This window comes from Novosphingobium kalidii (genome assembly GCF_040534015.1).
GTDB classification, from domain to species: Bacteria; Pseudomonadota; Alphaproteobacteria; order Sphingomonadales; family Sphingomonadaceae; genus Novosphingobium; species Novosphingobium kalidii.
The window spans coordinates 1-25540 of record NZ_JBEWLY010000021.1; the positions used below are offsets into that span (position 1 = coordinate 1).

Genomic DNA, 25540 nt, shown 5'->3' on the forward strand with positions numbered 1-25540 from the left:
CAGACGCAATCTTCCAAGCCAATTCGAGTGCGGCCGGGAAGATTGCGACGAGAGACCGCCTACGCCTTGGCCCTATCCGCCTGAGCCGGGAGGCTGCTTCTCAAGTGCATGATTGTCCCGGCTCCAAAACAACCAATTGGAGTGCATTAGCTGCGAGATCGACAGATACGCTGTGGCGCCGGGTGGGGCTGATGGTAGTCGCCCCCACCTGCTGCAGGTTGGCGGTTTCCCGGTTCGCCCAGTAATTGCTGACTTGATCGTCGATCCGGTACATCCTCTGGCACAGGCGCTTGCCTTGGAGATTGGCAGGCAATTCGCCCATGTTGATGCTTACCCGGTAAGGCTGCGTGCCAGTGTGCTGGTAGTTCCAGACCATCACCGCAGCGCCGTACTTGTCTTTCGTGGCGATGCTGTAGACACCCTTGCCCTCCTTCAGGGCGTTCGACTGCGCCTCCACGCGCTCGTTCTTGAGCTTCGCCATCATCGCCATCGCGTTGCCGTAGGGCGTGAACGTATTAACCGGCAGGTTCCCTACGTTTTCAGCGCCCCTAACGGCGATGTGCTCGCCATTGCGCGAGCGAGTGATCAGTTGATCCTTTCGCTCTTCACTGGAGTGGCGAATTACCCAGTTGAACGGATAGGTGTCGGGCTGCTCCAAATACCAGTAATGTAGCGCGGGAACGCCGGCCGCACCGATGAGGTAGTCCGGTCGCGGATCGTCCTTGTTATCGAATGAGGGGCCGGGATAGATGCCGGTCTCGGTGATGAAAGCCGGAATCTTCGTGTCGAGGCCACGGCTGCTGAGTGCCTCGTTCAACTGTTTGCGCTGCCCCGCCACTTCGCTGGGATTGCCTTTGTAGAAATGATATGCGCGAGGGCCATTGCTGTCGCCGGTCCCCTCAGGGAACTCGCCATAGGCATGCCACGACAGGAAATCGAGGCGCTTGTCCGGCGAAGGATCGGCAGCATAGCGGTCGAGAAACGGGTACATCCATTTCTCGTTGTACTGCATATACCCCGGTCCGCCGATCTCTAGCGGAACCTGCGGCTGCAACTCGCGATTGATTTCGTTTACTGCCTCATAATAGACCTTGTAGTAGTCATAGAGACCTGCAGGCGTTATGTTCTTGGCGAGATTATGGTCGGGTTCGTTGAATGCTTCGATATAGCGTATTTGCGGATAGCGCTTCTTCATGTCCATCATGATGCGCTTGATGATCGGCTTGATATCGGCCGGGCTTCGGCCCATGTCGCGCACGGACACGCGCGTATCCATCACCATCAGCAGTTCGTCTGAAAGTAGGCTCGCGTCGGCCATGTAATCGTCGACGCCTTGGTAGTTGTAGGTGTCAGTCTTCGGGTCATGGACGCGCTCGGCATCGACCCACACTTTATAGATCTTACCGTGGAGCCCCTGTTCGTTTAAGAAACGGATGTCGGCATCGCGCTGCGGCTGCCAACTCGACCAACGGGTGAAGTTGTTATAGCGCTCCGGGTGCACGAAATCTCCGCGAGACTTGTTGAAGTCGACCTGCACCGTAGCGGGCAAAGAAGTGGCCGGTGAAGGACCCGGCGTTGGTTGCGCGAGGGCGGAGGGTAGACCCGCGGCGAAGCAAAGTGCTGTCACCAGTGTTACTCGCGTTCGTAGCATCAATTGCTTCACCTTAAATTTCTCCCACAACAAGCTTCGATCATCATACCACGGAGTTCTGGCGCACGATATCAGAACTCCCCTCTCTTCGTAGCGGTCCCGCTCAAGGGACGAGAGTCCCGACTTCCAGTCGCTGCGAGCCATATTGAGCATAGCCAAAGCTCAGAGGCCTGCCTGATGCATCCTCCTCGAAGATGATACGGGACGGTAGTTCACCGCCGAGTGGCCCGAAAGTCATCTTCAGCTTCATTTCGCCCGGCGTGGGCCCCTTCAGTGCGACAGCCGCCGTGTACGTCGACCGGCCCCGCGGGTTGCCCTCCATTCGCTCGCTGCCCGAATAGACACTGCGGCCATCATCGCTGAAGTCATAGTACACCTTCTCTATCGTACCACCGGCAGTGCGGCGATAGGTCAGATAGCCCGACGCGCGGCCATAGACCTTCACGTCGAGATCGTGGCCCCCGGCAGCCTGCTTTTTGGCGACCGATAAGTCCGATGATGTGTAGGCTTTGTTCAGTGACCAAGGTCGCACCGCAGGCGCAGCCCCCGGCGCATAGTCGAGAAGACGAACGATCTGGATCCGATCGCCTTCGTCGTTGTTGCCAGCCGCTTGGCGGCGGCGCTCCTGCCACATCGCCATCTTACCACTGGGATGCCAAGACATGGGGGATTCATAGACCCAGCTTTCATCGGTGCTGAGGTTGGCTCCCAGATAGCCGTCTTGCTTCTTCGCCTTCGAAATGTCGATCAAGGCCGGACCGATATTGCCGGGGCGGGATCGGCGCACTCCCGACACACCATACGTGTAGGCGTACCGGGCAAGGCCGATGTTCAGACTATCTGGGTAAGGACGGGGCATCAGGCCCACGACGGCCATATCGGTCTTTTCCGAAAAGCCGGTCGTCATCGTCATGCCGAGCCGTTCGTCGGGCGAGAAGATCGTTGTTTCGGTGTACCCTGGCGTATTGGTGATCGCCTCTATGCGACCATCGCTCAGATGCTGGACGGTCGAGTCCGGCAAGGCGTGATTGACAATGCCGACCAGCGATATCGCTGTTCCGCCACTGACGAACTGCTTAACTTCGCCGCCGCGGACCGGCTGCGGCAAAACTCCGTCGGGATGACCCGGATCGGGTTTGAACGGGTGGAGGGAGCTGATGATCTGGGGGTCGGCGAGACGGTAACCGCTCCCGTGCTTTTCCAGCTTGCCCGTGAAAACCATCGCCGAATAGTTTGACAGCAAGGCCGTCCAGGCCACGTGCTCGTTGTCCGGCGAGACGATGACTTCAGAGCGATGGTGAGAAATGTAGTCGCGGCCTTTCGCGACTTCATCGGGAAACTCGACAGGCAGAAGCTGCGGGTTTTCGCACAGCGCCAGCGCTTGCTGACACTCTATGACATAGTCGCCGGTGTAGATGCGCCGGTCATCGGGCAGAATCATCAGGTTCACGCCGCCCGTCGGCACGTCCGACAGCTCCTGGGCAAAGAAGGGGCGCATGCCAGTGCCGTCCGGGTTCAGCGTGGCCAGCTTGAGCAAGTTCCGATTGGTATCGCCGGCTTCCGTGTAGTCTATCAGGACCTTGCCCGACGGCGTGAAGGTGGCGCGCTGAACCTTGATGCCCTCGGGAAGCGGCATCGTATAGACCTGGTACCGACCAAATGAGGGATCGGACATCGTTCCGACCGCAGGATTGGCAGTCGAAACCCCGGCGGACGGACTGGTCGCACAGCCAGTCAAGCCAATGGCAAGACAAAGCGCGGTCGCCGATGTCAGGCGCAGTGCCAACAGCGATTTCATCATTCAAGACCCCCTATCTAAGCAGCCGCTGCAATGTATATCATGATTGTTCGCAGATACTTGTCACAATTTGTATCGTTTGTTCAAAGGCCGTTGTTATGCTGCTCAGCACATAGACTTGCGCGTGCTTGTGAAACTGCCTGCATTCTCCTTCAGAACTGGCCGCTTAACGCCAGCAGGAACCAAGGCTGACTCCCTCTCCGAGTCCAGCGCAGCTCGCTTCGCACCAGCGGACCGGTCCGGTCGGCCAAGTAAACCTCTCGGCGAAGTTTGGTTACTCGACCGGCGATGTCCTCAACCTGCAGGCGCAGTCTTAGATTGTGCGGCAAGCGCGTTGTCTCGACAAACCCAGTGACGAAGAGGGTATCTCCGCCGACATCGAATTCGTCGAACCGATAGGTCCGCTCGAGAGCCCCTTGCCGAACTGTAAGGCCCCACGCCGTCTTTGCGCCTGAGATGTCATGTCGGAACTGGGCTTCATAATCGTACCGTTGCTGATCTGCGATATCGCGTTTTTCACCCGTGATAGGGTCCGTTACGCTGGTGTCCCGCAGTGCGCCGGTGAGGATCAGGCGTGCACCAGGCATGAAGAAGCCGAGCGATGTTGAGAAATTAGCTTCCAACTGTGTCAACCTGCCATCACCGATATTGCCTGCTGCGGCAAACCGAAGTGGCGGGTCTCGCGGGTCCAGGCCAGGCACAAAGATGACAACCTGACCCGCGACGTTCGAAATGCGGTGGTGCGAGAGCGTCAATGCCAGTGCAGTGTCCTTGTCAAACCTCAGATCGGCAGACAATTCGCCAATCCAGGCGGTCGTGGGCCTCAGATCCGGATTGCCGCTTGCGATACGGTCATCCGCGACTTCGATAGCCGAGACAAAGTCGTTGAAGTCGAGCTGACTGACGTCGCGGTAGATCCGCGCGCGAAATTGGCTGCCTCCGGTAATCGTTCGCGCGACCTGTAAAGAGGGCTTCCAAAACGACAAATTGACGGACGCCTCGCTGTCGCCGGTGAATGTCAGCCGCGATGTTTCCCATGCGACGCGGGTATCGAAACTCCATCCGCCCGGCGCCCAGGCGTGAGCGGCAAACAGATCAGCGCGATTTTCTCGAACGCCGACGTTGGCATTGGGCACAGGACCAGCCCGATCGGCGCGAAACTCCTGGTCCAAGGTGTTGATGGCGCCTTCAATCCCAAGCTCCACACGATGGCTGGCGAAAGTACGGGCAATCGTGCTTCGCACGATGGTCTCGCCAGCCTTTTGTGTATCGTTCTGCAGCAAGTCTCCGATCAGGCCCCCGGTCGCGTCGAGGCGTTCCGTAAAATTACTGCCGTTGTCGACGCTCCGCTCAGCCAAGCCGATCAGCGACAAGTCCCATGAACCTAGCGGCCTTTGATAATCGAGGGCGACTTCAATCGTCGAAATCCGGGTGTTGGACATCGTGCGTCGTTCTGAGACGAAAGCACCGGCGGCGTCGGTAGAACGAAAGCGAAAGTGGCTGCGGTGCCGATCACGCCGGAACTGTGCGTTAGTATTCAACTGACCGCCTAGCAAAGGGACCGCCAGCTTTCCGTTTGATGACCAATTGGTCTGATCTTCTAATTGAGGCGTGTCGATGCTGCTGACGAATAGACCACTGGGGTCGAAGCTCTGGCGTATTCCGACATTGGCGCGATCAATGATGGTCAGCGTTCCGCCAATTTCGTATTCAACCTGCCCGCTACGGCCGTTGTAAGAAGCTTTTCCTCGGGGCGCTACGCCGGAGTCGCTCCGATACTCCAGCCCAGCCTCCCACAGTCCGCCGCCGACATTGCTAAGCCTCACGACATTGACCAGCACCGATTGGCCCGATGCATCGCCGGCAACGGCTGCGCCGCGCAGAACTTCGATCTGCACCACTTGCCCGGCCGGAATGCGCGATAGCACGTCCGAAATAGACTGACTCTTGGTGCTCGGACGATTCCCGTCGATCAGGAGATTGCCCACGGCGCCGGAGAAGCCTCGGCGGCTCTCGCCCGCGTCCAGCGAGAACCCCGGGGTCAACCTGACCATATCAAGCGCCGTTTGCGGGTTGTTCTTGGCAAAGTGAGTCGCGGGGTAGATCACCCGATCACTGGCAGGGGCCCTTTGCTCTGCCGGAAGGAGCGGCTGAACTGGCATGGCGTTTGGGGCGAGCGGCTGTAACGCCTCAGTTTCTTGGGCGAGCGCGCCGCTGCTCGCGTAGAGCGCCGCAACTGCGCCGACTGGGCAGGCTATCCTCAGGATTATCTGCCCCCCTTTTTTAAGAGTGCCTTTAACGGCTGCCCACCCTCTGTTACGTCGACAGACATCGAGCCTGGACTGATCAGGCGGCTGTCCCTGCAGCATGAGGTGCGCGTGGCGCAGGTGCTGCCCTCCAACGACAGGTCCGCGTTCCCGATTTATAGGGGAACGCCTCAAGTCAACCCATTGCCCCGGGCCGAAGGACCGCATGTCCTAGCGTCCACGCAGACGAGCGGCGCACCTGCCGTCACGAGGTCCGATAAACGCCGCCGTGCGATGGTCATTGTTGATTGGACTGCCTGCAAACTTCGGCTCCGGCACGCTTCACTGCCGGAGCCGGTTTTCCTCAACGCCCGCCGATCGCCACTCGGGCGGTCACGCCAAATTCCTGCGGTGCCGTGACATTGACCGTACGATATTCGGATACGTACTGGATCACGTTGTTGGGTGGGCGTCCGTTCGTGTTGACCTGTGCTCTCAGCGCCGCCGGCCCCACCGAGATGACGCGCTGCTTGTCAAAGAGGTTCTTCACGAAAGCTGCGACTTCCCAGCGGTTGTTTTCGCCGCGCACACCGGCGAAGAGGTTCACCGTGCCCATCGCCTCCTGATCGTCAAACGTTGTCTCTGGAGCGCCATTTGTGCGGCCCCTGAGCGTCGCCAATCCGCGGATGAAGCCGCTCAACTGGTCGGTAAGATCGAACGCGTATTGCGACTGGACGTTGGCGGAAAATTTCGGAGATGTCGTGGAGCGGCGATTGATCCCAGAGCATTGCGCGAGCGTTTGTCCAGGCTCGAGAGTGGCGGCGAACTGTGCCGGATTGGTCGGTACCACGGCATTCACGTCCGGAGAGCCGTCACGGTTCAGGTCGGTACAAGGGATGGTGCCGTTCTTGATCCGTCCGTCAGCGAAGCTGGCGTTCAGCGACAGGCTCCAGCGGTCGAGCAAGTTAAACGATGCCTCGCCTTCGATGCCTTTAACCTCGACGGGAACCGGAGCAACGAAGTTGAACGTGCTGACCACCGCGGGAGCGCCGGGCGCGCTGTAGTTCAGGAAGGGAACCGCTGGGCCACGGAACGGGTAGTTTTGAAACTCCTGGTAATAGGCGCTGACGTTCAACCGGCCGCGCCCGTTCCAGAAGCTTGTCTTCGCGCCGACCTCATAGGACGTGGACGTCTCGTCCGGCAGATTGAGGAACGAACGTTCACGCGCCGTCTGACCAGTCCCGTCCGGACCTACCGAGAAGTTGCCAACCACGCGCGGGCCCGGCCGCCACGACGATCCGACAAGGCCATAAATCATGAAGTCGCGCGAGAATTCATACTTCACCGAGGCCGTGTAGATTGTGTGGTTGCGCTTTTCTGGCACGGCGGGACTCACCACGCGCGGAGGTGCGTTGTTCGCCAGGCCAAGGGCCAGCGCGTCCTCGTTCTCGTATTCGATGTAGCGCAGTCCGCCTGATAGCTCGAGGCGATCATGGAAGAAGCGCGCGGTCAAGTTGCCGAACGCCGACTTCTCGGTCGATTCACCCTCGCGAATGATTGATCGCCGGCCCGGCGCGTTGACGTTGCCGGTAACCGGGTTGAACACGGGGGTGCCGTTCCCGCCAGGGCCACCCTCCTGAGTAAGCCGCGCCGGATTCTCGATGTGATCGTGAAATCCGCCGATCACGTAGTCGAGAAACCCGGCAATGCGATCCTCCGAAGCGAGGCGAATTTCGTGAGACTCCCGCCGGCCGATGTTGTTCGTGCATTGATAGTAAGAACCTGATGTCGGGTTCAGGCCGACGCGACCACCTTCCCGCTGACAAACCGGCTCATAGCCGATCAAATCGACGAAGGGTCGTCGTTCGAGATTGATCCTCGGCGCGGAGAAGAAGTCGCTGTTGTCGCTTTGCGAAAGGCTTGCGTTGTCCTGCTTGCTATACGCACCAACGTAGCTGAGCCTTTGGCCAGCGAAGGAGATGTCAAGATTGCCGATCAGGACATCGTGGTCCTGACGGCTGAAGCTACCCTGGTCCTCGATCGAGAGGCGATCGAAGGGGCGGATTATGGTCGTCGTCGCAGGGCTTCCCGGCTCGTACAGCGAGTTTGAGACAACCTGAGTGTAGCTGCGGCCCTCAGTGTTGAGAACTTGGTACATCACGTTGGCCGCAATCCACGCGGTCGGCTCGAACCGTGCACTTACGCGGATGGATTGCGTCCGGTTGTAAGGAAGCGAATTCAGCTCGCCGTTGCCAGTGTCCTTGATGGTGCGGACCTGATCCCCGCGGTCGCGGTCGACCACGCCCGCGAGGCGGATCGCGAGCACGTCCGCGACCACCGGGATGTTGAAGAAACCGTCAATCTTGCGCGCATGGGTATCGGTAATCGTGCCGTTGAAGCCGGCTGACACGCCGCTGAGATCAGGCCGGCGGGTGCTGTAGGCAATCGAGCCAGAAGGCGCTGCCTGTCCGCGCAAAGTGCCTTGCGGTCCGCGCTGCAGTTCGAACTGACCAAAGTCGTAAGTCGATTGGAACAGGAAGTTAGACGAGATCGGCGCATCGTTCAGGTAGAACGCGATGCTCGAGTTGTTGCCGCTTGCCTCGGGCACGAATGCGATCCCGCGAACCGTGGCCTGGCTGGAGAAGCTCGAGGTGCTTGTCATGGTCAGGCCAGGCACGAGCTGCTGAAGATCGCGAAAGTCGCGCAAGTTGAGGTCCTCGACTTGCGTGGCGGTGACCACGTTGACGGTCTGAGGTACGTCCTGAAGCGATTCTTCACGTCGACGGGCACTGACGATGATCTCGTTGGTGGCGACCACTTCATTGAGCTGGCTGCGAGCATCTAAGGCTGTTGGAGTAGACTCCTGTGGCACAGCCTGCGCCCAAGCTGTCCCTGCCGAAAGCACACTGGTGCTGGCAAGCAGAAGCTTGTGTATTCTCATGACAATCCCCCCCGGTGTCTTTGCTTGTTAAGGCTATTATGATTTTTTCCTTAGCTCGACGACGAGATTGTATGAAAATGTGGTGGATGCCAGCAACTTTACAGAAAACTTACATTCGCAACGACGTTGTGAAACCGAGTGCACCTGCGGGTGAGCAGGCTCGGGAGTTGCAGGCGGAAACCACGATGCTTGCGCAGAATCTCGTTCGCCTGGCGCAACTCACGCACCTCGCGCTCCAGCGCCTTCACCTTGTCGGCAACCTCCGCCTTCTTGCCCACTCATGCAGCGTTTACGGAACACAGCCGATCTTCTCCGCGATCGAAACCACCGCTGCCCAGCGAGAAGGGTAATCCCGCTCGTGGTCGGTCACCATCCGCACCGCCCGCTCGCGGACCTCGGGTGCAAACTTGTTCGTCGTCTTGCTGATACAGGCTCCACCTTCTCAGGAGTTGGAGCCTCCGGCAAACCCTGCGCGGTTCACCGAAGCGAATGCTACTGACCTGCTCGACGCCATTCGCGGTTAGCTATTTTGAGCGCAGTCTATCGCCGCCGCTATGCTTCCCCCTCCGGCCTGCCTCTTCCACCAGCGGCGGGCGCTTCGCTGAAGGTGCTGGCAAACGTTCCCCCGAACAGGAAAATGATTATCGCCGCGAGCAGCAGAAAAAAGCCGATGCGGTAGGTTGTGGAAAGCCACTTCATGCTCGTCGCCTTTCGATTGGCTGCGTGCGCCACATGCGGAGCCGACCGCGTGCCCTCGCATGCGGCTCACCCGCTCGCGGCGGATCTCGCCGGCGAACATCGGACCAAACCTGTTCCACCAGAGCCTCACGGTCTCATGGCACACGTCGATCCCGCGCTCGAATAACAGGTCTTCGACGGTCCGCAATGAGAGCGGGAAACGCACATACATCATCACCACCAGGCGGATCACCTCGGGCGACGAGTTGAAGTAGCGGAACGGACTAGCTGGCTTGCGTCGGCGAGGCATCCACCTGCCCTACCCTGCCCTGCTTACCAGCAGGTGCATTTGGTTTGACAGTGCTATCGTCGCTGGCATCCGGCGCGGACGCCTGCCACGTTGGTCTGATAGCACCGTCGGACGCTAAGCGGGCGCGTGCGAGTTTCCGCAGATGCGCCGTTTTGATCTTGGCGCTTCCGGTAGTGGCCAATTCATCGTCTGCAAAAAACAGAACTTCGCGAGGTACTTTGAAGCTTGCCAGTTGCTGGCGTGCATGGGCTTGGACGTCTTTCTGCGTCAAGGCCCATCTCTCGTGCGGGACAATGCAAGCAACGATCATTTCGCCTAGCAAGTCGTCTGGTACTCCAATGGTTTGGCTTATCTTAACGCCCGGGCAATCGCGCAGCACTTCGTCAATCTCGAGAGGAGATACGTTGGCGCCGCCGGTTTTGATGATGTCGTTGAGACGTCCACTCCAGAACAACCGCCCCTCTACGTCCAGATGACCGCCGTCCCCGGTACAGAAGTAGCCCTCGTCATCCAGCATCTCGTCAAGCGGAATGCCCAGATACCCCAGCATGAGCGTAGGTCCCTTGACTGCAATTTCACCAGATTCGCCCAGCGGCAATACTTGTCGCGTGATGGGGTCCACGATCCGGACAGCGGACCCGGCTGTCGGCACGCCATGGCTCCCCGCGGCCGAAGCCCCAGAAGAGCTTTCGCCGCCCGGCAAGGCGGTGATCAGGGTGAACGTTTCCGTGCTGCCATAGGCCCGGGGCTCGCGCCACTTAGTGCAAACCGATGGATGCCGAGCGACCGGACTGTTGGCATCAACATAGCGTAGTGCGGAAAGATTGCTCGTCTCATAACCAGCGGCAGTTTCGAGTTGGGGCCACTGATGTGGCCAAGCCAGGAGCATCGTCGCCCGCTCCTGCTCGATCAGCCGGAGGGCCTCGCTCGGCTCGAACGTTCGTTGAAGAATCAAGCAGCCACCAGACGACAGCGTTCCGCCGAGCGCCATGGCGAAGTTGCCGGAAAAGAAGAAGGCATTGGCAGACCAAGTCCGCGGAGGCTCAGAAATCCCATACCATGTCTTCCATCGCCACAACTGAAGGCACACAGATCGGTGTGCGGTGAGGATGCCCTTCGCCTTGCCCGTCGAGCCGGACGAGAAGAATAGTACACCCGGGTCAGCGGGAGTAATGGCTGCATCCCGTGCATCCACATGCGCTGCTGGTATGCTTTCTCCGCGTCTCAGGAATTGATTCCACCCCTCCGCTGCTCCATTCGCGTCCACTTCCCCGATGCAGACCACGTGACGTAGAAACGGGAACCGCAGGGACCCGATGCCGCCGGGAGAACCCTCGGTTGCGGCGGGATCAAGGTCCCGCAGCATGGCCAGGAAGTCCTTCCTGAGCACACGGCGCTCCATCAGGAGGACGGAACATCCTGCGGTTTCCAGTACTGCGCCGAGCTCCGGTGCGGTGAAGAACGTATTGAGGGTCGTCGCCACGCCTCCTGCAAGTGCCGTTCCGAAAAGCGCCGACAGGAACTCTAACCGATTGGTCATGAGTATACCCACTCGCGTGCCCTTGCCCACACCAGAGGCGATCAGCGCTCGCGCAACATCAATTGAGTGGTTCCATAGCTCAGCATAAGTCCACCGCTCGACGAGATCGCCTTCGCGTTGAACCACCGCTTCGCGCGAGCTGTGAGCCCATGCAAGTTCTCGAAGATATTGGCCCAGCGTGAGAGGCCCTATGCCTTTCTCCTCGCTCAGCGGGATGCCGAACGCATACGATCCGTCGACTGGCTTATTGCTTCTGACCATGGTGGCCTGCTGCATCAGGCCGGACGAGCAGGCAGAGCAATTTCCGCTGTCCCGGTCGCCATCGTGGTGCCCTTATGAGTCTGCATCAGGTGCTTGACCTGAACAAGGTGGCGGCCCTTGTCGTCGAGTGATTTGGCGACCACTTCCGCAGTCTGAACGGTGACGTCGCCTGACAAGGCCGGGCCACGAAAGTTGGCGACCGAATGGACCACCATGCCGTGCTCCCCGGCCCAGCCGGACATGTAGTCGATCACCCAGGCACCCATCGCCCCGCCATAGCCATAAGCGCGCGGCATCCCGATGCGCCGGGCATACTTTGGGAACAGGTGCCCGCGCGACGGACCATAATATGCCCCATCCGTGAGTTCCGGATTTGCCAGAAGCATGTCGGGATCATTCTCGTAGCCCGCCATCTCCGGGGTATAGCCTAGCGCAGCGAGATCGAGTTTCCGGCAAGTTACGGCACCCCAGGTATTGATGATCCAGGCGCGCCATTCGGTGGTGAAGCTCGCGACAGAGTGCGGACCAAACACACGTTCGGGCAGCTGGTCACCGACATTCACGTCATCCCAGCAGCGCTCCTGGTGACCAAGTTCGCGCAGCATGCGTATCCAGCCAAGCTTGCGCTCTTCTAGTGCGTCCAGTTCAGGATCGGTCCACTCAGGCTCGTCGAACTGGCTCTTGTCCACGTTTGCGGCGCCGGCAGCCGCGTTGTAGCGGATTGCAGTGGACCGCTGCTTAGCGAGCAGTTGCCCATGCTGGTTGGTGTAAAAATTGTCGCCACGCTGAAAGCAGGTCGGCCCGGCCAGTTTTGTCTCTTTCACAACATAGTCGAACGGAACGCGCTCGTTGAATATCCAATCTCCGCCAGAAACGCGGCGCTCTTCGAACCACCACTCCTCACCGCCAAAAAGCAGGTGGGAATCGGGAACGCGGCCAACGCAAGCGGGCGCCACACCCATTCCATCGTCCACCGCGCAGGGGAAGCTCTGCATGCTCACCAGGCGAGCGTAGCGGCTCTCTTCAGCGTAAGTTGGATCGTAGTGCAGCAGATTGGGGTAGTGCATGGCGTGCGCCCATCGTCGGATGTCGTTATTCGAGATCGGCTCGCGGATGCGTGACGATGTGATCGGCTTGCCGAGGTACTGGTCAATGTCCGAGCAATCCAGAATTGTGGTGGGCACGCTGGAAGTCCTTCCATCTATCGAGACAGGATGGTGAGATCAGGCCGTCGCGGTGACGGGCTCCTCGCCGCACAATGTGGTCCGACGCATCAGCCGCTTGCTGTTGAGCGAGTAGTCGGCAGCGCGGTGCATCGCACCGGTGTTGTCGAAGATCACGAAATCGCCTTCGCGCCATGTATGACGGTAGACGTACTGATCCTGCGTTGCCCACTCCATCATGCGCGCAAGCAGCATATTGCCTTCGGCAAGTTCCATGCCTTCCACGTAGAAGCAGGTGTTGCCGAGTAGCAGCGAGGACCGGCCGTGAACGTGGTGCCAGACCAAAGGGTGCGTCTGAGAGGGATAGGACTGCCAGCGGGTCAGTTCTGAAACGGATGGCGTTGGATTGACGTAACGCTGTGATGCTTCAAGCGCGTGGCGCACCAGGATCCCGTCTAGAGCCTGCTTTTGCTGCTCCGGCAGGTCATCGTACGCGGCATACGTATTGGCAATCAGGGTATCGCCGGTTCCCGGTTCGGGCAGGGTACGCACCGAAAGCATAGTTGCCTTTGCAGGAATTAGATCGTTCGCACCGTCTATGTGCCAGTAAAACGCACCGCGCGTATAATCGGCTACCTTGCTGAGACTGGAATCGAGCGTGACGTTCTGCAACGCCATACTGCCACCAATAAGGCTGACCTCGCCAATGGAACTGGCAAATTGCAGTTGCTCATCGTCGCTAAGGAACATCTCCGGAAACACCAACGCGCTGCGTTCGACCAAAAGCCTATAAATTTCGCTGGCGTACCTTCCGCTTAAGAAGTCGTGTCTGTCTATCGTGACGATACTGCCGACCTTCGGCTTGGCGTGTCGGACGTCCATGTCTTTGACCTCGAGAGAATGGCTGGTGCTGAACGCCTCGCGTCAGCCTGTTTTTAGGACTGGCGAATGCCGGTAGCGTCGCTTTCCTGGAACACAGGAACTCGCGAGCCTGCCTTGAGCATGACGAGGGGGAGCAGTCGTTCGGTCGAGTCCTGGTACGCCTGATAAAACGGGTGGCAGTCGACGAAGAAGGGCCATACCTTCTCGCGTTCCGCCCCGGTCGGCTCGCGCCAGGAGCCGCGGAACGCCTGAGTTGCGATCTGAAACTCAACAACAGGATCGTTGATTAGGTTTAGATACCAATTGGGATGCTGATCGGCGCCGCCCTTGGAGGCGCAGACAACTACTTCTCCCCCAACGTCGGCATAGGTTAACCCTGTAATGAAAACCTTACCGCTTTTGCGGCCCGTGTATTTCAGCAGGCAGTGCGTTGCGAAAGGACGTCCCCCGACCGGTGTTAGGTCCTCTATATGACCTTCCGTCCCGCCTGATCGGAGATACTTCTCGCGATGCTCAGCAGCCCAGTCGCGGCGAACAGCGGAGATCGCAGCAGCAGATTCATCGCTCATTTGAATTCTCCTGAAATACAGCCGCTTCAGGCACCGTGGCGCACTTCGGCACGTGTGGGCTCGCCATTTGGGCCCATGGGTGAGTCGAATTCGACGCATGAGACGATCGGGTTTGCATGACTTGCAAACAGCTTCTTCTCATCATCGATGGTCATGGGGAGACGAGCAGGGTCGCTGATTATGCGCTGCGAAGCCTCGAAGTCTTCACGGCTGCTCCACCAGATCTCCATGATGCAGTCGTACCCACAATCATGCACCTCACCCGTAACCGGGTTAGTCTCCGGGGTGAGATAACGCCGAACATACCGCACGGCATTGGGCAGGGCCGGCTTGGCTCCCATCTTCTTCGCGAGTTGGGAGTGCTGGTTTTCATAGTAGTCCATGAACTCGTCCAGCGACATGTCAGGCCGCTTTCGGAAGAAGCAGATTTGTTTGAACACAGGGCGGCTCCTCTCCTGGGCAAGAGGATATTGCACGCACGAGCAATGCAGTCCAATGCGTGTTTAGGCCTAACGCTATGCAGAACAGGAATGAGCACCTCACTCAACAAGTTGCAGCAGATCATCGCCGTTGCGCGGTGCAGAAGCTTCTCACGAGCAGCAGAAGAACTTCATATGAGCCAGCCTGCACTGAGCCGGAGCATAGCGGCTGCCGAGGCGCGCTACGGTTTCCCGCTGTTCAATCGGATGAGTCACGGGGTTGAAGTGACTTCAGCAGGTCAGGACGTCGTCGAACAGGCGCAGGCGCTGGTGCAGGAGTTGCAGGTGTTTGACAGCAACCTGCGGTTGATCGGGCAAGGAAAGGGGGGGCGTCTCTCCGTAGGCTTTGCACCCCTCCTTGCCAGTCAACTACTGACGCGCTTTGCAGCCGACTTTCTCAGACCTGACTCGGCGGCGCAAATCCGTGTCATGATCAGACCAGGCCGCGGGTTGTTGGACGCACTCAAGAACGATGAGATCGAGGTCTTCTTTTTCCCGGAGAGCCATATTCAGGACGCTGAGGACATCGAGATCGGACTTGTCGGCCAAGTGATGTCGGGCTGCTTTGTTCGTGCTGGACACCCGCTGCTTGAGCGTCGCCAGATCGCACGTGATGATCTCGTACGCTATCCTTGGCTCAGCTCCGTCGAGCCGCACCTTGCGCCTGATGTACCGAGCAAGGCTCGCTTGATCTGCGATAACTACCACATTCTGCGGGAAACTGTGATGACGACCGATGCCGTGTGTATCTGCTCTACGGATTTTGTCGCAATGCAGCTCGCTGACGGTAGCCTGAAGGAAATTCGGGTGGAGGGGCTGCCGCTTGGTGATACGCGAATTTATATGGCCAAGCTCCGAAGACGACTGAACTCGCCACTCGCCTCCGAAGCGATCAGCGCAGTTCGACGCTATCTTGCCGCAGGGCGAGGAGGCGAGCACTTATCGCAATAAAAGCGATGACCCTCCTTAGCGGTACCAGCGCTGCGTTACATCTGGGCGACCTTCGTTCGGCCCGAACTATGCAGTGGCGCCGCCGCAGCAGCGAGCGTGCCATAGCGACATCCTACGCCTTTCCCAGCGCCTTTCGCCGCGTATAGGGCCTCGTCCGCTCGCAGCCGCAGCTCGACCGTGGTGGTCGCATCCTCCGGAAGGCAGGCGAAGCCGATGCTGGCGCCCACGCGCGCAGATGTCCCGTCCTGAAGGTCGTAATCGTAGCGGGAGATCGCGCTGATGAGGCGGTCGGCGAGCGGCCCAATCTGGCGGGGCGACATGTCGCGGACCACGACCATAAACTCATCCCCGCCCATGCGCGCGAGCAAATCTTCGCTGCGGAGCTGCCCCTTCAGCCTTTCGGCGACTTCGATCAAAAGGACATCACCGGCGCCATGTCCATACCGGTCGTTCACTTGCTTGAACCCGTCGAGGTCTATGCAAATCATTGCCATCTGCCGATCGTGATGTGGCAAAATCTGGCTGAGGGCCTGATCCATTCCCTGTCGGTTGAGAATGCCGGTAAGCGAATCATGCTGCGCTAGACGTAGCATGTTCGCATGCGCGGAAAGCGTCCCCAGCATCGACCTGTGAAAGGTGGTGATGATTTGCATGGTGCCGAGGAGAAAGGGCGGTGTAAGTAGCACGATGAGTGTAAGCCAGGGTTCTCCCGATGCCACCGCTCCTGCCACAAACGGAATATCGCAGAGCAAGACCAGCAGGAATGCAAAGCGCGGGGCGGCATAGTTGCGCGCGCAGATCGGGCCGATCATCGCCATCACGAGGGTGGCCGAGAGAACGCAGAGCACGAGATCGTCAGAGCTCATGATCACGAAAGCCAGCGCGCCCTGGAATGTGCACCAGACTGCCGACAACGCTACTGACGTGTCGATGGTCGGCACTGATTCAGGAGCAGATCGTGACAGCCTGGTACGTCGCTGCCAATCCACGAGGCGGGCCGCCATCAATGTGATCTCAAGCGCCAGGAGAAACCCATAGAGGGAGCCGCCACTACGTAAAAGTGCTACGCTGGTCACGGCGAGGGAGCAGAACGATCCCATGATCGCAGCCGCCGGAGCCCCCAGAAGTTGCCCCAACAGGAAAGCGCGATCGTCCGCAGACACTTCCCCGGAAGGCCGAAACAGCCACTGCACAATCGAGGCTGCGCCCCCCAGCCTCGCGCGTGAATAGCTATTCACTCAGCCGCTCCTGATTTCGACTGCCCATCTTCGCACGAGACTGGTTACGAAATGGTTGGACATCAGAGCTGGCTCGGCTTGTCTGCACAGGCTCGCTGCCCGGATAAGTGGATCGCCGCTGTTGATCATGCTGCTGCGAGACCATTCAGCTTCACGTACATCTCGTCCAGGTGCCAGCGTCAGTGGCGGAACCCGCGCATGTGGCTCAACCGCTTGCGGCGCACTTCGCCTGCAAACATCGGCCCAAACCTGTTCCACCATAACCGGACCGTATCATGATGGGGTGGACGCCCCCCGGCGGTAGCAATGTGCGAAGGTGAGTCGTCGAACATCACGAAAGGAGGCGTCCGTGGAAGGAGTTAGCACGATCGGGTTGGATATCGCCAAGGAGGTTTTCCACGCTCATGGGGTGGACAACCGCGGTAACACCCTCTTTTCAATGAAAATCGCAAGCTTGCCCTCTTCGGGGCGTCCACAGATGTTGCCGCTCATGCGCAAGCCGAACGGCGCATCAAAGGGTTCAGCGTCCGCAGATCAGGCCTTCAGCGACTGACGCACAGCATGGAGGTCTGTTTCACACTCCACAGTGGTGACGATGCAGAACGACGAGCGGTCGAAGAGCTTCATCTCGTCCTTGATGGTCTTGGGCGGCATCGTGTGAGTCGTGATGTACGCCAAGGTAGACCGGTACGCCGCCTCGTCATCGAATCACTGAGCCGCCCCGAGATTGCCGGAGGCCCTAACTCCTGAGAGGAAGGGTCTGCGATGAGCAAGACGACGAACAAGTTTTCACCCGAGGTTCGCGAACAGGCAGTCCGCATGGTGTTGAACCACGAGGGTGATTATCCCTCCCGCTGGGCTGCGATCACGTCCATTGCGGGCAAGATCGGCTGCTCAGGGCACACGCTGCTGGAGTGGGTGAAGAAGGTCGAGGTGAACAGCGGCAAGCGTGCCGGCGTACCGACCGAGTTAGCTGACAAGCTGAAGGCGTTGGAGCGCGAGAAGCGCGAACTGCGGCAAGTCAATGGGATACTGCGCAAGGCTTCTGCATAGTTTGCCCAGGCGGAGCTCGACCGCCCGTTCAAGCGATGACCGGCCTCATTGATGAGCATCGGGATGAGTATGGGGTCGAGCCGATCTGCCGGGTTCTGCCTATCGCCCCATCCACCTACCATGAGCGTGTGGCGCAGCGCCGCGATCCGTCGCGTCTGTCATCACGTTGCAGCGCGACGAGACGATGACGCCCGAGGTTCAGCGCGTGTTTGACGCCAACTTCGGAGTTTACGGCGTGCGAAAGGTGTGGCGACAGATGCTGCGCGAGGGCTTCGAAATTGCCCGTTGCACGGTCGAACGGCTGATGCGTGATCTGGGTCTGCAGGGCGTGATCCGTGGCAAGGCCGTGAAGACGACGATCAGTGACAAGGCTGCGCCTTGCCCGCTCGACCAGGTGAACCGCCACTTGCATGCCTCGGCGCCGAACATGCTATGTGTGTCGGATCTCACTTACGTCGCGACCTGGGCGGGGTTCGTCTACGTGGCCTTCGTGATCGACGTCTACGCTCGCTGTATCGTGGGCTGGCGGGTGAGCAGGACAGCGCATGCCAGCTTCGTGCTGGATGCCCTCGAACAGGCGATCCATGATCGGCAGCCAGTCCATCGGGATAGCCTGATCCACCACAGTGACCGCGGCAGCCGGTATGTCTCGATCAAGTATCCCGAGCGGCTTGCCGAGCCGGCATCGAACCGTCGGTCGGGAGTATTGGCGACAGCTACGATAACGCCTTGGCCAAACGATCAACGGCTTTACAAGGCCGAGGTAATCCATCGGCGGGGCCGTGGCGATCATTTGAAGCCGTTGAATACGCCACGCTCGAATGGGTGGACTGGTTCAACAACCGACGCTTGCTTGCGCCCATCGGCAATCTCCCGCCTTGCCGAAGCCGAAGAGCGATATTACGCCATGCTGGACGACACCCCAATGGCCGCATAATTCGACGAAACTGGCCTCCGGCAAACCCAGGGCGGCTCAGATTGTTGACCATCCCCTTGATCAGAGCTGCCTCAGGCCGGCAAGGCAGTAGGTCAGTTCCCAGTACTTGGGCTTGCCGTCGATCAGCACATCAGTGCCGTCGGTGTTTCGATAAATCGGATCGACACTCTGCGCCTCAAGATGGGCATGAACCAGGTAGGTCCATGCGATCACGCCGGGGACGATGGTTGTCTCAGACCGGGTAACGATCATGCTATTGTTGTAGACCGTGATCGCGGTTTTCATGATCTCGACCTCCTTGTGGACCTTAGCGGTGATCAGGTCCATTTCGCAAAACCAAGCCGGTCGGCCAACGAAGCGATTTTGGCGTAGTGGTAAAGAAGCTCGTCGACCTCAGCCAACGGCGCTGCCGCGATAGCAACGTACCGGGCTTATCACCGCGCCGAATTTGGGCGATCTCCCGATGATTCATGTTACGGTGGAGGTAGCTGAACACCGGCAGCACCTCCTGATCATTCATCCCTTTATGGGTGAGCAGACCCTTGATTAGGCTGATTTCTCGATCCGATAGATGCAGCTTCGCCATTGTGCCCCCAGTGAGGGGCCTATCCTAAGCCAACTCCGCGATGTCTACCGTCTGAGGTCCCCTCGAGTCCACGCATGAAATTGAGCCGCTTGGACCGGCAGTTTTCGGACCACCCTGTCCTCCAGGTCGATATCGCACCACTACGCCTGCCTGAGTTCGCCCGGAGCAGGAGCACGTGCGGGGAGAGACGCATCGCCATGCGCCTGACCGGCAATCGGTCGCGACCGTCGATGGCGCGCAAGAGAGCGCCGACTTCTGAGGGTTTGGTTATGGCGGCGAAGTGCCTGGGCTTCGGGGTCGCGATTGCGCCTCGCAGATCGGCCGCGACGTCCTTGTCGCATCGCACCGTCGCAACCCCATAGCGGAATACGCGACTAAGCACGCTGCGCATGCGCCGGGCGCTCTCATACGCCCCGTCGCCTCGATCTTGCGCAGGACGGCGAGCGCCTCGTGAGGCGTGATCTGGGCGATCGGTAGACTGCCGATAACGGGGTAGGCCTTTTCGAGCAGCCACCGAATCTTGTCGATGGTGACCGGCGCCAATCCATAGCGCTCGCACTTCACCAGCCATTCCTTTGCAACCAGCTCGAACGTGGTCGCCGCGGCATGCCTGGCCGCGATCCGCTGGCGCTTCTTTTCGATAGCAGGGTCCATTCCGGCAGCGATCTGCTTGCGCGCCTCATCCCGTTTCGCGCGGGCGTCGGCGAGACGGACGGCAGGCCATTTCCCCAAATGAAGCGTCTTCTGCTTGCCCAGGGATCGGTAGTTCATGCGCCAGAGCTTCGAACCGTTCGGCTTGACCGCAAGAAACAGGCCGAGGCTGTCGTGAAGCCGGTAGAGCTTTTCTGATGGCTTCGCGGACGTGATCTTGATGTGAGTTAGCATTGGATGCATCCCAGCAAGCCGGGTCGATCCGAGGCCATCAAACGCAGCCCAATCGTGGTAGTCCTGTTGATGGTCATAGCCGGACGTCACGGGAAATTTAGCCGGCGATCATCCGTCGATTTATGCTGTCAAACCAGCCGCTTGCTGGACGCTGCTGGGCGCACTTAGCGCCAGAAATGGTGCCCAGAAGAGGACTCGAACCTCCACGCCCTTGCGAGCGCCAGCACCTGAAGCTGGTGCGTCTACCAATTCCGCCATCTGGGCACGGGCGCCATGCCAGAAGCACGACGCGGGTAGGAGGGCGCCGATACTGGGTGAACGCGGGGTTGTCAACGCCCATGCGCACTCGGGGACACGTATTCGTGTGAAGGCGGCAAAGTCTGTGTGCGCCCCGCTGTCCGGTTGCTCGGATGGGGGGCTTATGCCAAGGGCTTGATCTCGGCTGTGCGCGTGATGTGCGGCGGGAACACGGATCGGTAGAAGGACTTATCGAGGCATGAGCGTGGACGCGAACGTTTCCCTCAGCGGCAAAGTAGTGACGGTGCTTGGCGGCACTGGCTTCTTCGGGCGCCACCTTGCGCAGGAACTGCTGGCACGCGGCGCCCGATTGCGTCTGGCGAGCCGGGCACCGCAAAAGGCCTGGCGTGTGCGTCCGTTGGGTAATCTCGGCCAGTTGCAGTTCCTTCCGGTTGATGTGACTCGCCCCCAAACGCTCTCGGCGGCATTCGCAGGAGCGGACGCCGTCGTGAACCTTGTGGGATCGTTCTCGGGCAACCTTGATGCGCTTCAGGGCAGCGGCGCCGGGCGGGTTGCGGCTGCAGCATCTGATGCCGGGATTAGCTCATACGTCCAGATCTCTGCGATCGGCGCCGATTTCAATTCCTCCATCGCTTACGCCCGCACAAAAGCAGAAGGCGAGGCGGCAGTGCTGGCTGCGTTTCCGGCCGCGACAATCATGCGCCCGTCCATCTTGTTTGCGGACGATGATAACTTCGTGATGATGTTCGGTCAGCTCATCAGCAAGCTGCCGGCGCTGCCGGTTTTCGCCCCCGACGCCAAGCTGCAGCCCCTCTTTGCCGACGACGCGGCGGAGGCGGTTGCCAATGCGCTGGGGAGGCAGCAGGCACAGGGCCAGACTTACGAGATCGCCGGCCCTGAAACGATCACGATGCGCGAAATCAATCAGCGCATAGCCGCTGCACAAAGGCGCAAGCGCAGCTTCATCGAACTTCCGGACAGGGTGTCGAACGCCATCGCCGCTTTGCCGGGCACGCCGATCACCCGTGATCAGCTGGCGTTACTCAGGCGCGGCAATGTCGCCGATCCCTCGCTGCCGGGAATTGAAGATCTGGGCATCTCACCGCGTCCGTTGTCGCTTTTCCTAGAGCGGTGGATGGTGCGTTTCCGCAAGTACGGCCGTTTTTCCGAAACGGACCGCGGCGATTCGATGCCGGCACCAGGAGCCAAATTCTAGAGGCAGACTTGGCGCCTTTGCCCCACCCGCCGGGTGGGGAAACCTCTACGCATCAACCTCGGCATAATGACTAGGCGGTTGAATCACTTCCATCCGTTCGGACAGCAGCGGCCGGAAGCTTGGACGGCTTTTGATCACGAGGTACCAGCCACGCGCGGGCTCGTGGCTCGACCAGTCAATGCCGCCGAGATAATCGGCTACGGAGATCTGCGCGGCGGCGGCGAGGTCCGCCAGCGTCATAGTAGCGCCCGCGAGCCAAGGCCGATGGTCGATGAGGTAATCGATATAGTCCAGCCAATCGTGCGCCAGCTTCATGGCCTCCCGCAGCATCTTCGCATCGGGTGACTGGCGCAGGATGAGCCGCTTCTTCATACGCTCGTGCAGCAGCGGGCCAGCGACATCGTTGAAGAAGTTCTCGTCGAACATGGCGACCAACCGGCGCACTTCGGCACGCTGCTGGGCGGTTCCACTGATCAGCGGGTTTCGGTCGACCGTTTCCTCGAGATACTCGCAGATCGCGCGGCTGTCAGCCAGCGTGATGCCGCGCTCCTCTTCATGAAGCACAGGCACCCTGCCTGCGGGGTTCATCGCAAAGAAGCCGTCGCGCGCCTCCCAGGGCTTTTCCGTCTGGAGTTCGTAAGCGATGCCCTTCTCGCTCATCAGTAGACGCACTTTGCGGCTGAATGGGCAGAGCGGGAACTGGTATAAGTGCCACATGCCGCATGGCATGCCAAAGGCGTCCACAAGCGTCCAGCAGCGATAGGACGAAGCGGGTGCGACTGGTGGATAAGTGCTCGTCGCGAGCTCGCGGCAGCCGGCAGCCGGCAGCAGCTCCTCCTTCCACGGATTGACCCTGCCGACCCGAAGCACCATGACTGGGGCGTAAAGAGAGAGGGAAGGTCAACGATGCTGAAAAGTCTGCGCTTCGGTACGAACGACGTCGCCAAGTCCCGCGCGTTCTATGATGCCACTTTCGGTGCGCTCGGAGTGGCGCCCTCCGCAACGCCGGCCGACTACCCCCTCATCATGTACAACTTGCCCGGTGGCGCTCGCTTCCTGTGCGGCCCCGCCAGGGACGGTCAGCCCGCGACTCACGCCAATGGCGGAACCGTAGTTCTCGAGGCGCCGGACGAGCAGTCTGTGCGCAACTGGCACGCGGCCGGCCTCGCCAACGGTGGCACCACCGAGGGAGATCCCGAGCCCAAGCCGCAGGCACGTGGCGCCTTCGGCGCTTACTTGCGCGACCCCGACGGCAACAAGCTGGGAGCCTACTTCGGGCTCAACATGGGTTAACTGACATGGGTGGAGCGGTCGAAGTCACGGCAGACGGGCGCCGCCTCCAGGTTGAGCGCCAATGGGTGCCCGAAGCTCCCGTGGCGCTTGAGTTTAACGGCGTTGCCTACGCTGTGATGATGGCCACACCGACAGATCTGGCGGACTTCGCAACCGGCTTTGCTATCGGCGAAGGCCTGGCGACAACCGCAACTCAGGTCCTGGACGTCGCGGTGGCCGAAGTCGAGAATGGTTGGGTCGTGAGAACCACCGTCGAGGGCCTCGGCGCCGAGAAGCTGGGAGAACGCGTGCGCGCGCGCGTTGCCGAATCGAGTTGCGGTTTGTGCGGTATCGAGAATCTCGAAGCGGTCGCCCGGCCCTTGCCGGCCGTGGCTCCCCACGAGCCCATTGCGAGCGAGGCGATCTTCCGCGCGTTAAGCCATCTGCGCGATCATCAGCCGCTGGGAAGAGCGACAGGCGCCGCCCACGCCGCAGCGCACGTGGCGCTCGACGGCAGCCTTGTTCACGTGCGCGAGGACGTGGGCCGGCACAACGCGCTCGACAAGCTCGTCGGCGTCAGTGCGAGATCGGGCAAACCGCTGGCAACAGGCTTTGTTCTTTCGACGGCGCGATGCAGTTACGAGATCGTGGAGAAAGCCGTGCGGGCGGGCGCAACCACGCTGGTCACAGTGTCACTGCCGACGAGCATGGCCGTGAAGCGCGCACAAGCGGCAGGACTGAGCCTGTGGGCGCTCGCACGCGATGACAGCGTGTTGGCTGTAGCGGGCCCAGCGGCTGCGGCCCAGGAGCGTCTTGCTGACTAGCTGGCGCCGTCAGCGCGCCAGCAGAAAAACGGCGTGTTCGGCGCGAAAGCTGGCCGCTGCCGGACTGCAGCGACGGTCGCCACTCAGGTACCAGGCCTGCTCCACCTTGATTCCCCGTTCGCGCACCATGTCGCGAAAGTCGTTGACGGTGGCGTGGTGAATGTTCGGCGTCGCGTACCAGGCGATCGGCAGCAGCCGAGTTACCGGCATGCGGCCGTTCCACAGCAGCGACGTGCGGACTTTCCAGTGTCCGAAGTTCGGAAAACTGACGAAGGCCTTCCGCCCGATCCGCAGCAGTTCCTCCAGCACGCGATCGGGGCGCATCGTCGTCTGCAGCGTCTGGCTCAGAATGGCGTACTCTACGGAGGAGTCCGGGTAGAAGGCCAAGTCCTTGTCAGCGTCGCCCTGGATGACCGAAAGGCCGCGCGCGACGCATTCGGCGACGTTAGCGGGATCGATCTCCATCCCGCGTGCATCGCACCCTTTGCGGTCACGTAAAGCGGCGATAAGCGCACCGTCACCGCAGCCGACGTCGAGCACCCTTGAGCCGGGTGCAACGCTCTCTGCGATCACCGCGAGGTCGGGGCGCAGAACCATCACCTTACCCCAGGAACCCTGCGACCACCCGGTCGAGCGCGGGAACGTCCAGCAGGAATGAGTCGTGCCCGAAAGGCGCCGAAAGCTCGACAAAACTGACCGGCAGACCTGCCGCGGTTAGAGCGTGGGCGACGTTGCGCGATTCGGCTGTCGGATAGAGCCAATCCGTGTCGAAGCTGACGAGGCAGAAGCGCGCCTTGCTGGCGGCGAATGCATTCGCGAGCATGCCCCCGTGCTCCTCTGCAAGATCGAAGTAGTCCATAGCCCGCGTGATGTAGAGGTAGGCATTGGCATCGAAGCGATCGGTAAACGCCAGCCCCTGATAGCGCAGATAACTCTCGACCTGGAAGTCTGCGTCGAACCCGAAGGTTTTCTCAGTGCGGTTCTGCAAGCGTCGTCCGAATTTCTCGGTCAACCCGGCTTCCGACAAGTAGGTGATGTGCGCCGCCATTCGCGCCACCGAGAGGCCCTTTTCCGGGCCCTTTCCGTGCGAATAGTAATTGCCTTCACGCCAGGCTGGATCGGCCATGATCGCTTGGCGTCCTACCTCGTGAAACGCGATGTTCTGAGCGGAGTGCCGCGCCGTGGACGCGATCACGAGGGCGGCACGCGTGCGCTCAGGGAAATTCGCGGCAAGGCTCAGCGCCTGCATTCCTCCCATCGAACCGCCGACTACGGCATGCAGTTGCTCGATCCCCAGGGCGTCCAGCAGTGCGACGTGTCCGCGCACCATGTCGCGAATGGTGATTACCGGGAAGCGCATGCCCCACGGATTGCCCTCGGGCCCTGTCGAGGCGGGGCCGGTCGAACCCATGCAGCTACCCAGCACATTGGCACAGATCACATAGTATCGGTCGGTATCGATCGGCTTGCCGGGACCGACCATGCGCACCCACCAGCCGGGCTTGCCGGTTTTGGGATGGGGGCTGGCGACATGATGATCGCCCGTGAGGGCATGGGCGATGAAGATCGCATTGTCGCGCGCAGGGGAGAGCGTGCCGTAGCTCTCGTAAGCTATGTGCACGCCAGACAGGCTCTGGCCGCCGTCGAGCCGCAGAGGCTGAGGCAGCGTCAGAACTTCGCTCGTGTCGATGGTCGGAGCCGTTGCCATGGTGACCGGGGGAATTGGGGCAGCCCCTCTCCCCTGTCAATGGCGGCCTTTCAATCGCGGGGTGCAATCTGGCCCCTCCTTCGCTAAAGGCCGC

Annotated in this window: 20 protein-coding genes, 1 tRNA gene, 5 pseudogenes and 1 other annotated feature; of the genes and pseudogenes, 5 read left to right on the forward strand and 21 right to left on the reverse strand. The window is 60.3% G+C overall.

The genetic code is table 11. The annotated features are described in order from the left end of the window. Positions 1 to 100: 100 nt before the first annotated feature. From ABVV53_RS13275 to ABVV53_RS13330, 12 genes and pseudogenes are all read right to left on the reverse strand, one after another. Positions 101 to 1549: a GH39 family glycosyl hydrolase gene (locus ABVV53_RS13275; protein ID WP_353984908.1), complete on the reverse strand. Its 1449-nt coding sequence runs from the start codon at positions 1547 to 1549 to the stop codon at positions 101 to 103. 205 nt (positions 1550 to 1754) lie between these two features. After that, positions 1755 to 3452 carry a hypothetical protein gene (locus ABVV53_RS13280; protein WP_353984909.1) on the reverse strand — a complete coding sequence of 566 codons (1698 nt, stop codon included), beginning with the start codon at positions 3450 to 3452 and terminating at the stop codon, positions 1755 to 1757. A 149-nt stretch (positions 3453 to 3601) separates the two neighbouring features. Continuing rightward, a complete protein-coding gene (locus tag ABVV53_RS13285) occupies positions 3602 to 5503 on the reverse strand; it encodes a TonB-dependent receptor domain-containing protein (protein WP_353984910.1) in 1902 nt (633 codons plus the stop codon). Positions 5504 to 6059: 556 nt separating this feature from the next. Next, positions 6060 to 8636: a TonB-dependent receptor gene (locus tag ABVV53_RS13290; RefSeq protein WP_353984911.1), complete on the reverse strand. Its 2577-nt coding sequence runs from the start codon at positions 8634 to 8636 to the stop codon at positions 6060 to 6062. Between the two features lie 188 nt (positions 8637 to 8824). Beyond that, positions 8825 to 9009, reverse strand: a pseudogene (locus ABVV53_RS13295) (IS3 family transposase); the annotation flags it as partial. A 179-nt stretch (positions 9010 to 9188) separates the two neighbouring features. Beyond that, positions 9189 to 9335 (reverse strand): hypothetical protein, encoded by a 147-nt coding sequence (locus tag ABVV53_RS13300; RefSeq protein WP_353984957.1) that lies wholly within the window; start codon positions 9333 to 9335, stop codon positions 9189 to 9191. Between the two features lie 52 nt (positions 9336 to 9387). Beyond that, positions 9388 to 9624: pseudogene (locus ABVV53_RS13305) on the reverse strand (IS6 family transposase); the annotation flags it as partial. Continuing rightward, positions 9599 to 11425: a class I adenylate-forming enzyme family protein gene (locus ABVV53_RS13310; RefSeq protein ID WP_353984912.1), complete on the reverse strand. Its 1827-nt coding sequence runs from the start codon at positions 11423 to 11425 to the stop codon at positions 9599 to 9601. The gene ABVV53_RS13310 and the pseudogene ABVV53_RS13305, both read right to left, overlap by 26 nt. Positions 11426 to 11439: 14 nt before the next feature. Next, positions 11440 to 12609: an FAS1-like dehydratase domain-containing protein gene (locus tag ABVV53_RS13315; protein ID WP_353984913.1), complete on the reverse strand. Its 1170-nt coding sequence runs from the start codon at positions 12607 to 12609 to the stop codon at positions 11440 to 11442. 39 nt (positions 12610 to 12648) lie between these two features. Continuing rightward, positions 12649 to 13470, reverse strand: a complete 822-nt coding sequence (locus ABVV53_RS13320; RefSeq protein ID WP_353984914.1) for a TauD/TfdA dioxygenase family protein — start codon at positions 13468 to 13470, stop codon at positions 12649 to 12651. 53 nt (positions 13471 to 13523) lie between these two features. Then, positions 13524 to 14039 carry a nitroreductase/quinone reductase family protein gene (locus tag ABVV53_RS13325; protein WP_353984915.1) on the reverse strand — a complete coding sequence of 172 codons (516 nt, stop codon included), beginning with the start codon at positions 14037 to 14039 and terminating at the stop codon, positions 13524 to 13526. A 26-nt stretch (positions 14040 to 14065) separates the two neighbouring features. Then, positions 14066 to 14479, reverse strand: coding sequence for an EthD domain-containing protein (locus ABVV53_RS13330; protein WP_353984916.1), 414 nt, complete (start codon positions 14477 to 14479; stop codon positions 14066 to 14068). A gap of 90 nt (positions 14480 to 14569) precedes the next feature. Between ABVV53_RS13330 and ABVV53_RS13335 the strand changes: the two genes are divergently transcribed. After that, complete coding sequence (locus ABVV53_RS13335) at positions 14570 to 15469, forward strand: LysR family transcriptional regulator (protein WP_353984917.1); 900 nt, start codon at positions 14570 to 14572, stop codon at positions 15467 to 15469. A 35-nt stretch (positions 15470 to 15504) separates the two neighbouring features. On the opposite strand, the gene ABVV53_RS13340 is transcribed toward ABVV53_RS13335, so the two are convergent. From ABVV53_RS13340 to ABVV53_RS13345, 3 genes and pseudogenes are all read right to left on the reverse strand, one after another. Next, positions 15505 to 16707, reverse strand: a complete 1203-nt coding sequence (locus ABVV53_RS13340) for a GGDEF domain-containing protein (protein WP_353984918.1) — start codon at positions 16705 to 16707, stop codon at positions 15505 to 15507. Between the two features lie 182 nt (positions 16708 to 16889). After that, positions 16890 to 16985: pseudogene (locus ABVV53_RS17285) on the reverse strand (IS6 family transposase); the annotation flags it as partial. A 256-nt stretch (positions 16986 to 17241) separates the two neighbouring features. Further along, positions 17242 to 17385, reverse strand: a complete 144-nt coding sequence (locus ABVV53_RS13345; protein WP_353984919.1) for a hypothetical protein — start codon at positions 17383 to 17385, stop codon at positions 17242 to 17244. 87 nt (positions 17386 to 17472) lie between these two features. On the opposite strand from ABVV53_RS13345, the pseudogene ABVV53_RS13350 reads away from it, so the two are divergent. Continuing rightward, positions 17473 to 18697 (forward strand): annotated as a pseudogene (locus ABVV53_RS13350) (IS3 family transposase). Then, positions 17754 to 17870, forward strand: a sequence feature (AL1L pseudoknot). Its footprint overlaps the pseudogene before it by 117 nt. 60 nt (positions 18698 to 18757) lie before the next feature. Here the strand turns inward: ABVV53_RS13350 and ABVV53_RS13355 are convergent. The 3 genes and pseudogenes from ABVV53_RS13355 to ABVV53_RS13365 form a co-directional block, all read right to left on the reverse strand. After that, positions 18758 to 19024 carry a DUF3644 domain-containing protein gene (locus tag ABVV53_RS13355; RefSeq protein WP_353984920.1) on the reverse strand — a complete coding sequence of 89 codons (267 nt, stop codon included), beginning with the start codon at positions 19022 to 19024 and terminating at the stop codon, positions 18758 to 18760. 278 nt (positions 19025 to 19302) lie between these two features. Next, positions 19303 to 20177: pseudogene (locus ABVV53_RS13360) on the reverse strand (tyrosine-type recombinase/integrase). 168 nt (positions 20178 to 20345) lie between these two features. Further along, positions 20346 to 20432: transfer RNA gene (locus ABVV53_RS13365), tRNA-Leu, on the reverse strand. A 232-nt stretch (positions 20433 to 20664) separates the two neighbouring features. Here ABVV53_RS13365 and ABVV53_RS13370 point away from each other — a divergent pair. Continuing rightward, positions 20665 to 21642, forward strand: coding sequence for a complex I NDUFA9 subunit family protein (locus ABVV53_RS13370; protein WP_353984922.1), 978 nt, complete (start codon positions 20665 to 20667; stop codon positions 21640 to 21642). Between the two features lie 45 nt (positions 21643 to 21687). Here the strand turns inward: ABVV53_RS13370 and ABVV53_RS13375 are convergent, their stop codons facing one another. Beyond that, the gene (locus ABVV53_RS13375; protein ID WP_353984955.1) at positions 21688 to 22359 is read right to left on the reverse strand and encodes a glutathione S-transferase family protein; all 672 of its coding nucleotides are present in this window, start codon (positions 22357 to 22359) and stop codon (positions 21688 to 21690) included. Positions 22360 to 22548: 189 nt separating this feature from the next. Here ABVV53_RS13375 and ABVV53_RS13380 point away from each other — a divergent pair, with 189 nt between their 5' ends. Beyond that, entirely contained in the window at positions 22549 to 22935 is a 387-nt protein-coding gene (locus tag ABVV53_RS13380; protein WP_353984923.1) for a VOC family protein, read from the forward strand. 5 nt (positions 22936 to 22940) lie between these two features. Beyond that, positions 22941 to 23738 (forward strand): formate dehydrogenase accessory sulfurtransferase FdhD, encoded by a 798-nt coding sequence (gene fdhD, locus ABVV53_RS13385; RefSeq protein ID WP_353984924.1) that lies wholly within the window; start codon positions 22941 to 22943, stop codon positions 23736 to 23738. 9 nt (positions 23739 to 23747) lie between these two features. Here fdhD and metW read toward each other — a convergent pair whose 3' ends face one another. Further along, on the reverse strand, positions 23748 to 24335 hold the full coding sequence (metW, locus tag ABVV53_RS13390) for a methionine biosynthesis protein MetW (protein ID WP_353984925.1): 588 nt from the start codon (positions 24333 to 24335) through the stop codon (positions 23748 to 23750). A gap of 4 nt (positions 24336 to 24339) precedes the next feature. After that, positions 24340 to 25446, reverse strand: a complete 1107-nt coding sequence (gene metX, locus ABVV53_RS13395; RefSeq protein ID WP_353984926.1) for a homoserine O-acetyltransferase MetX — start codon at positions 25444 to 25446, stop codon at positions 24340 to 24342. Positions 25447 to 25540 lie beyond the last annotated feature (94 nt).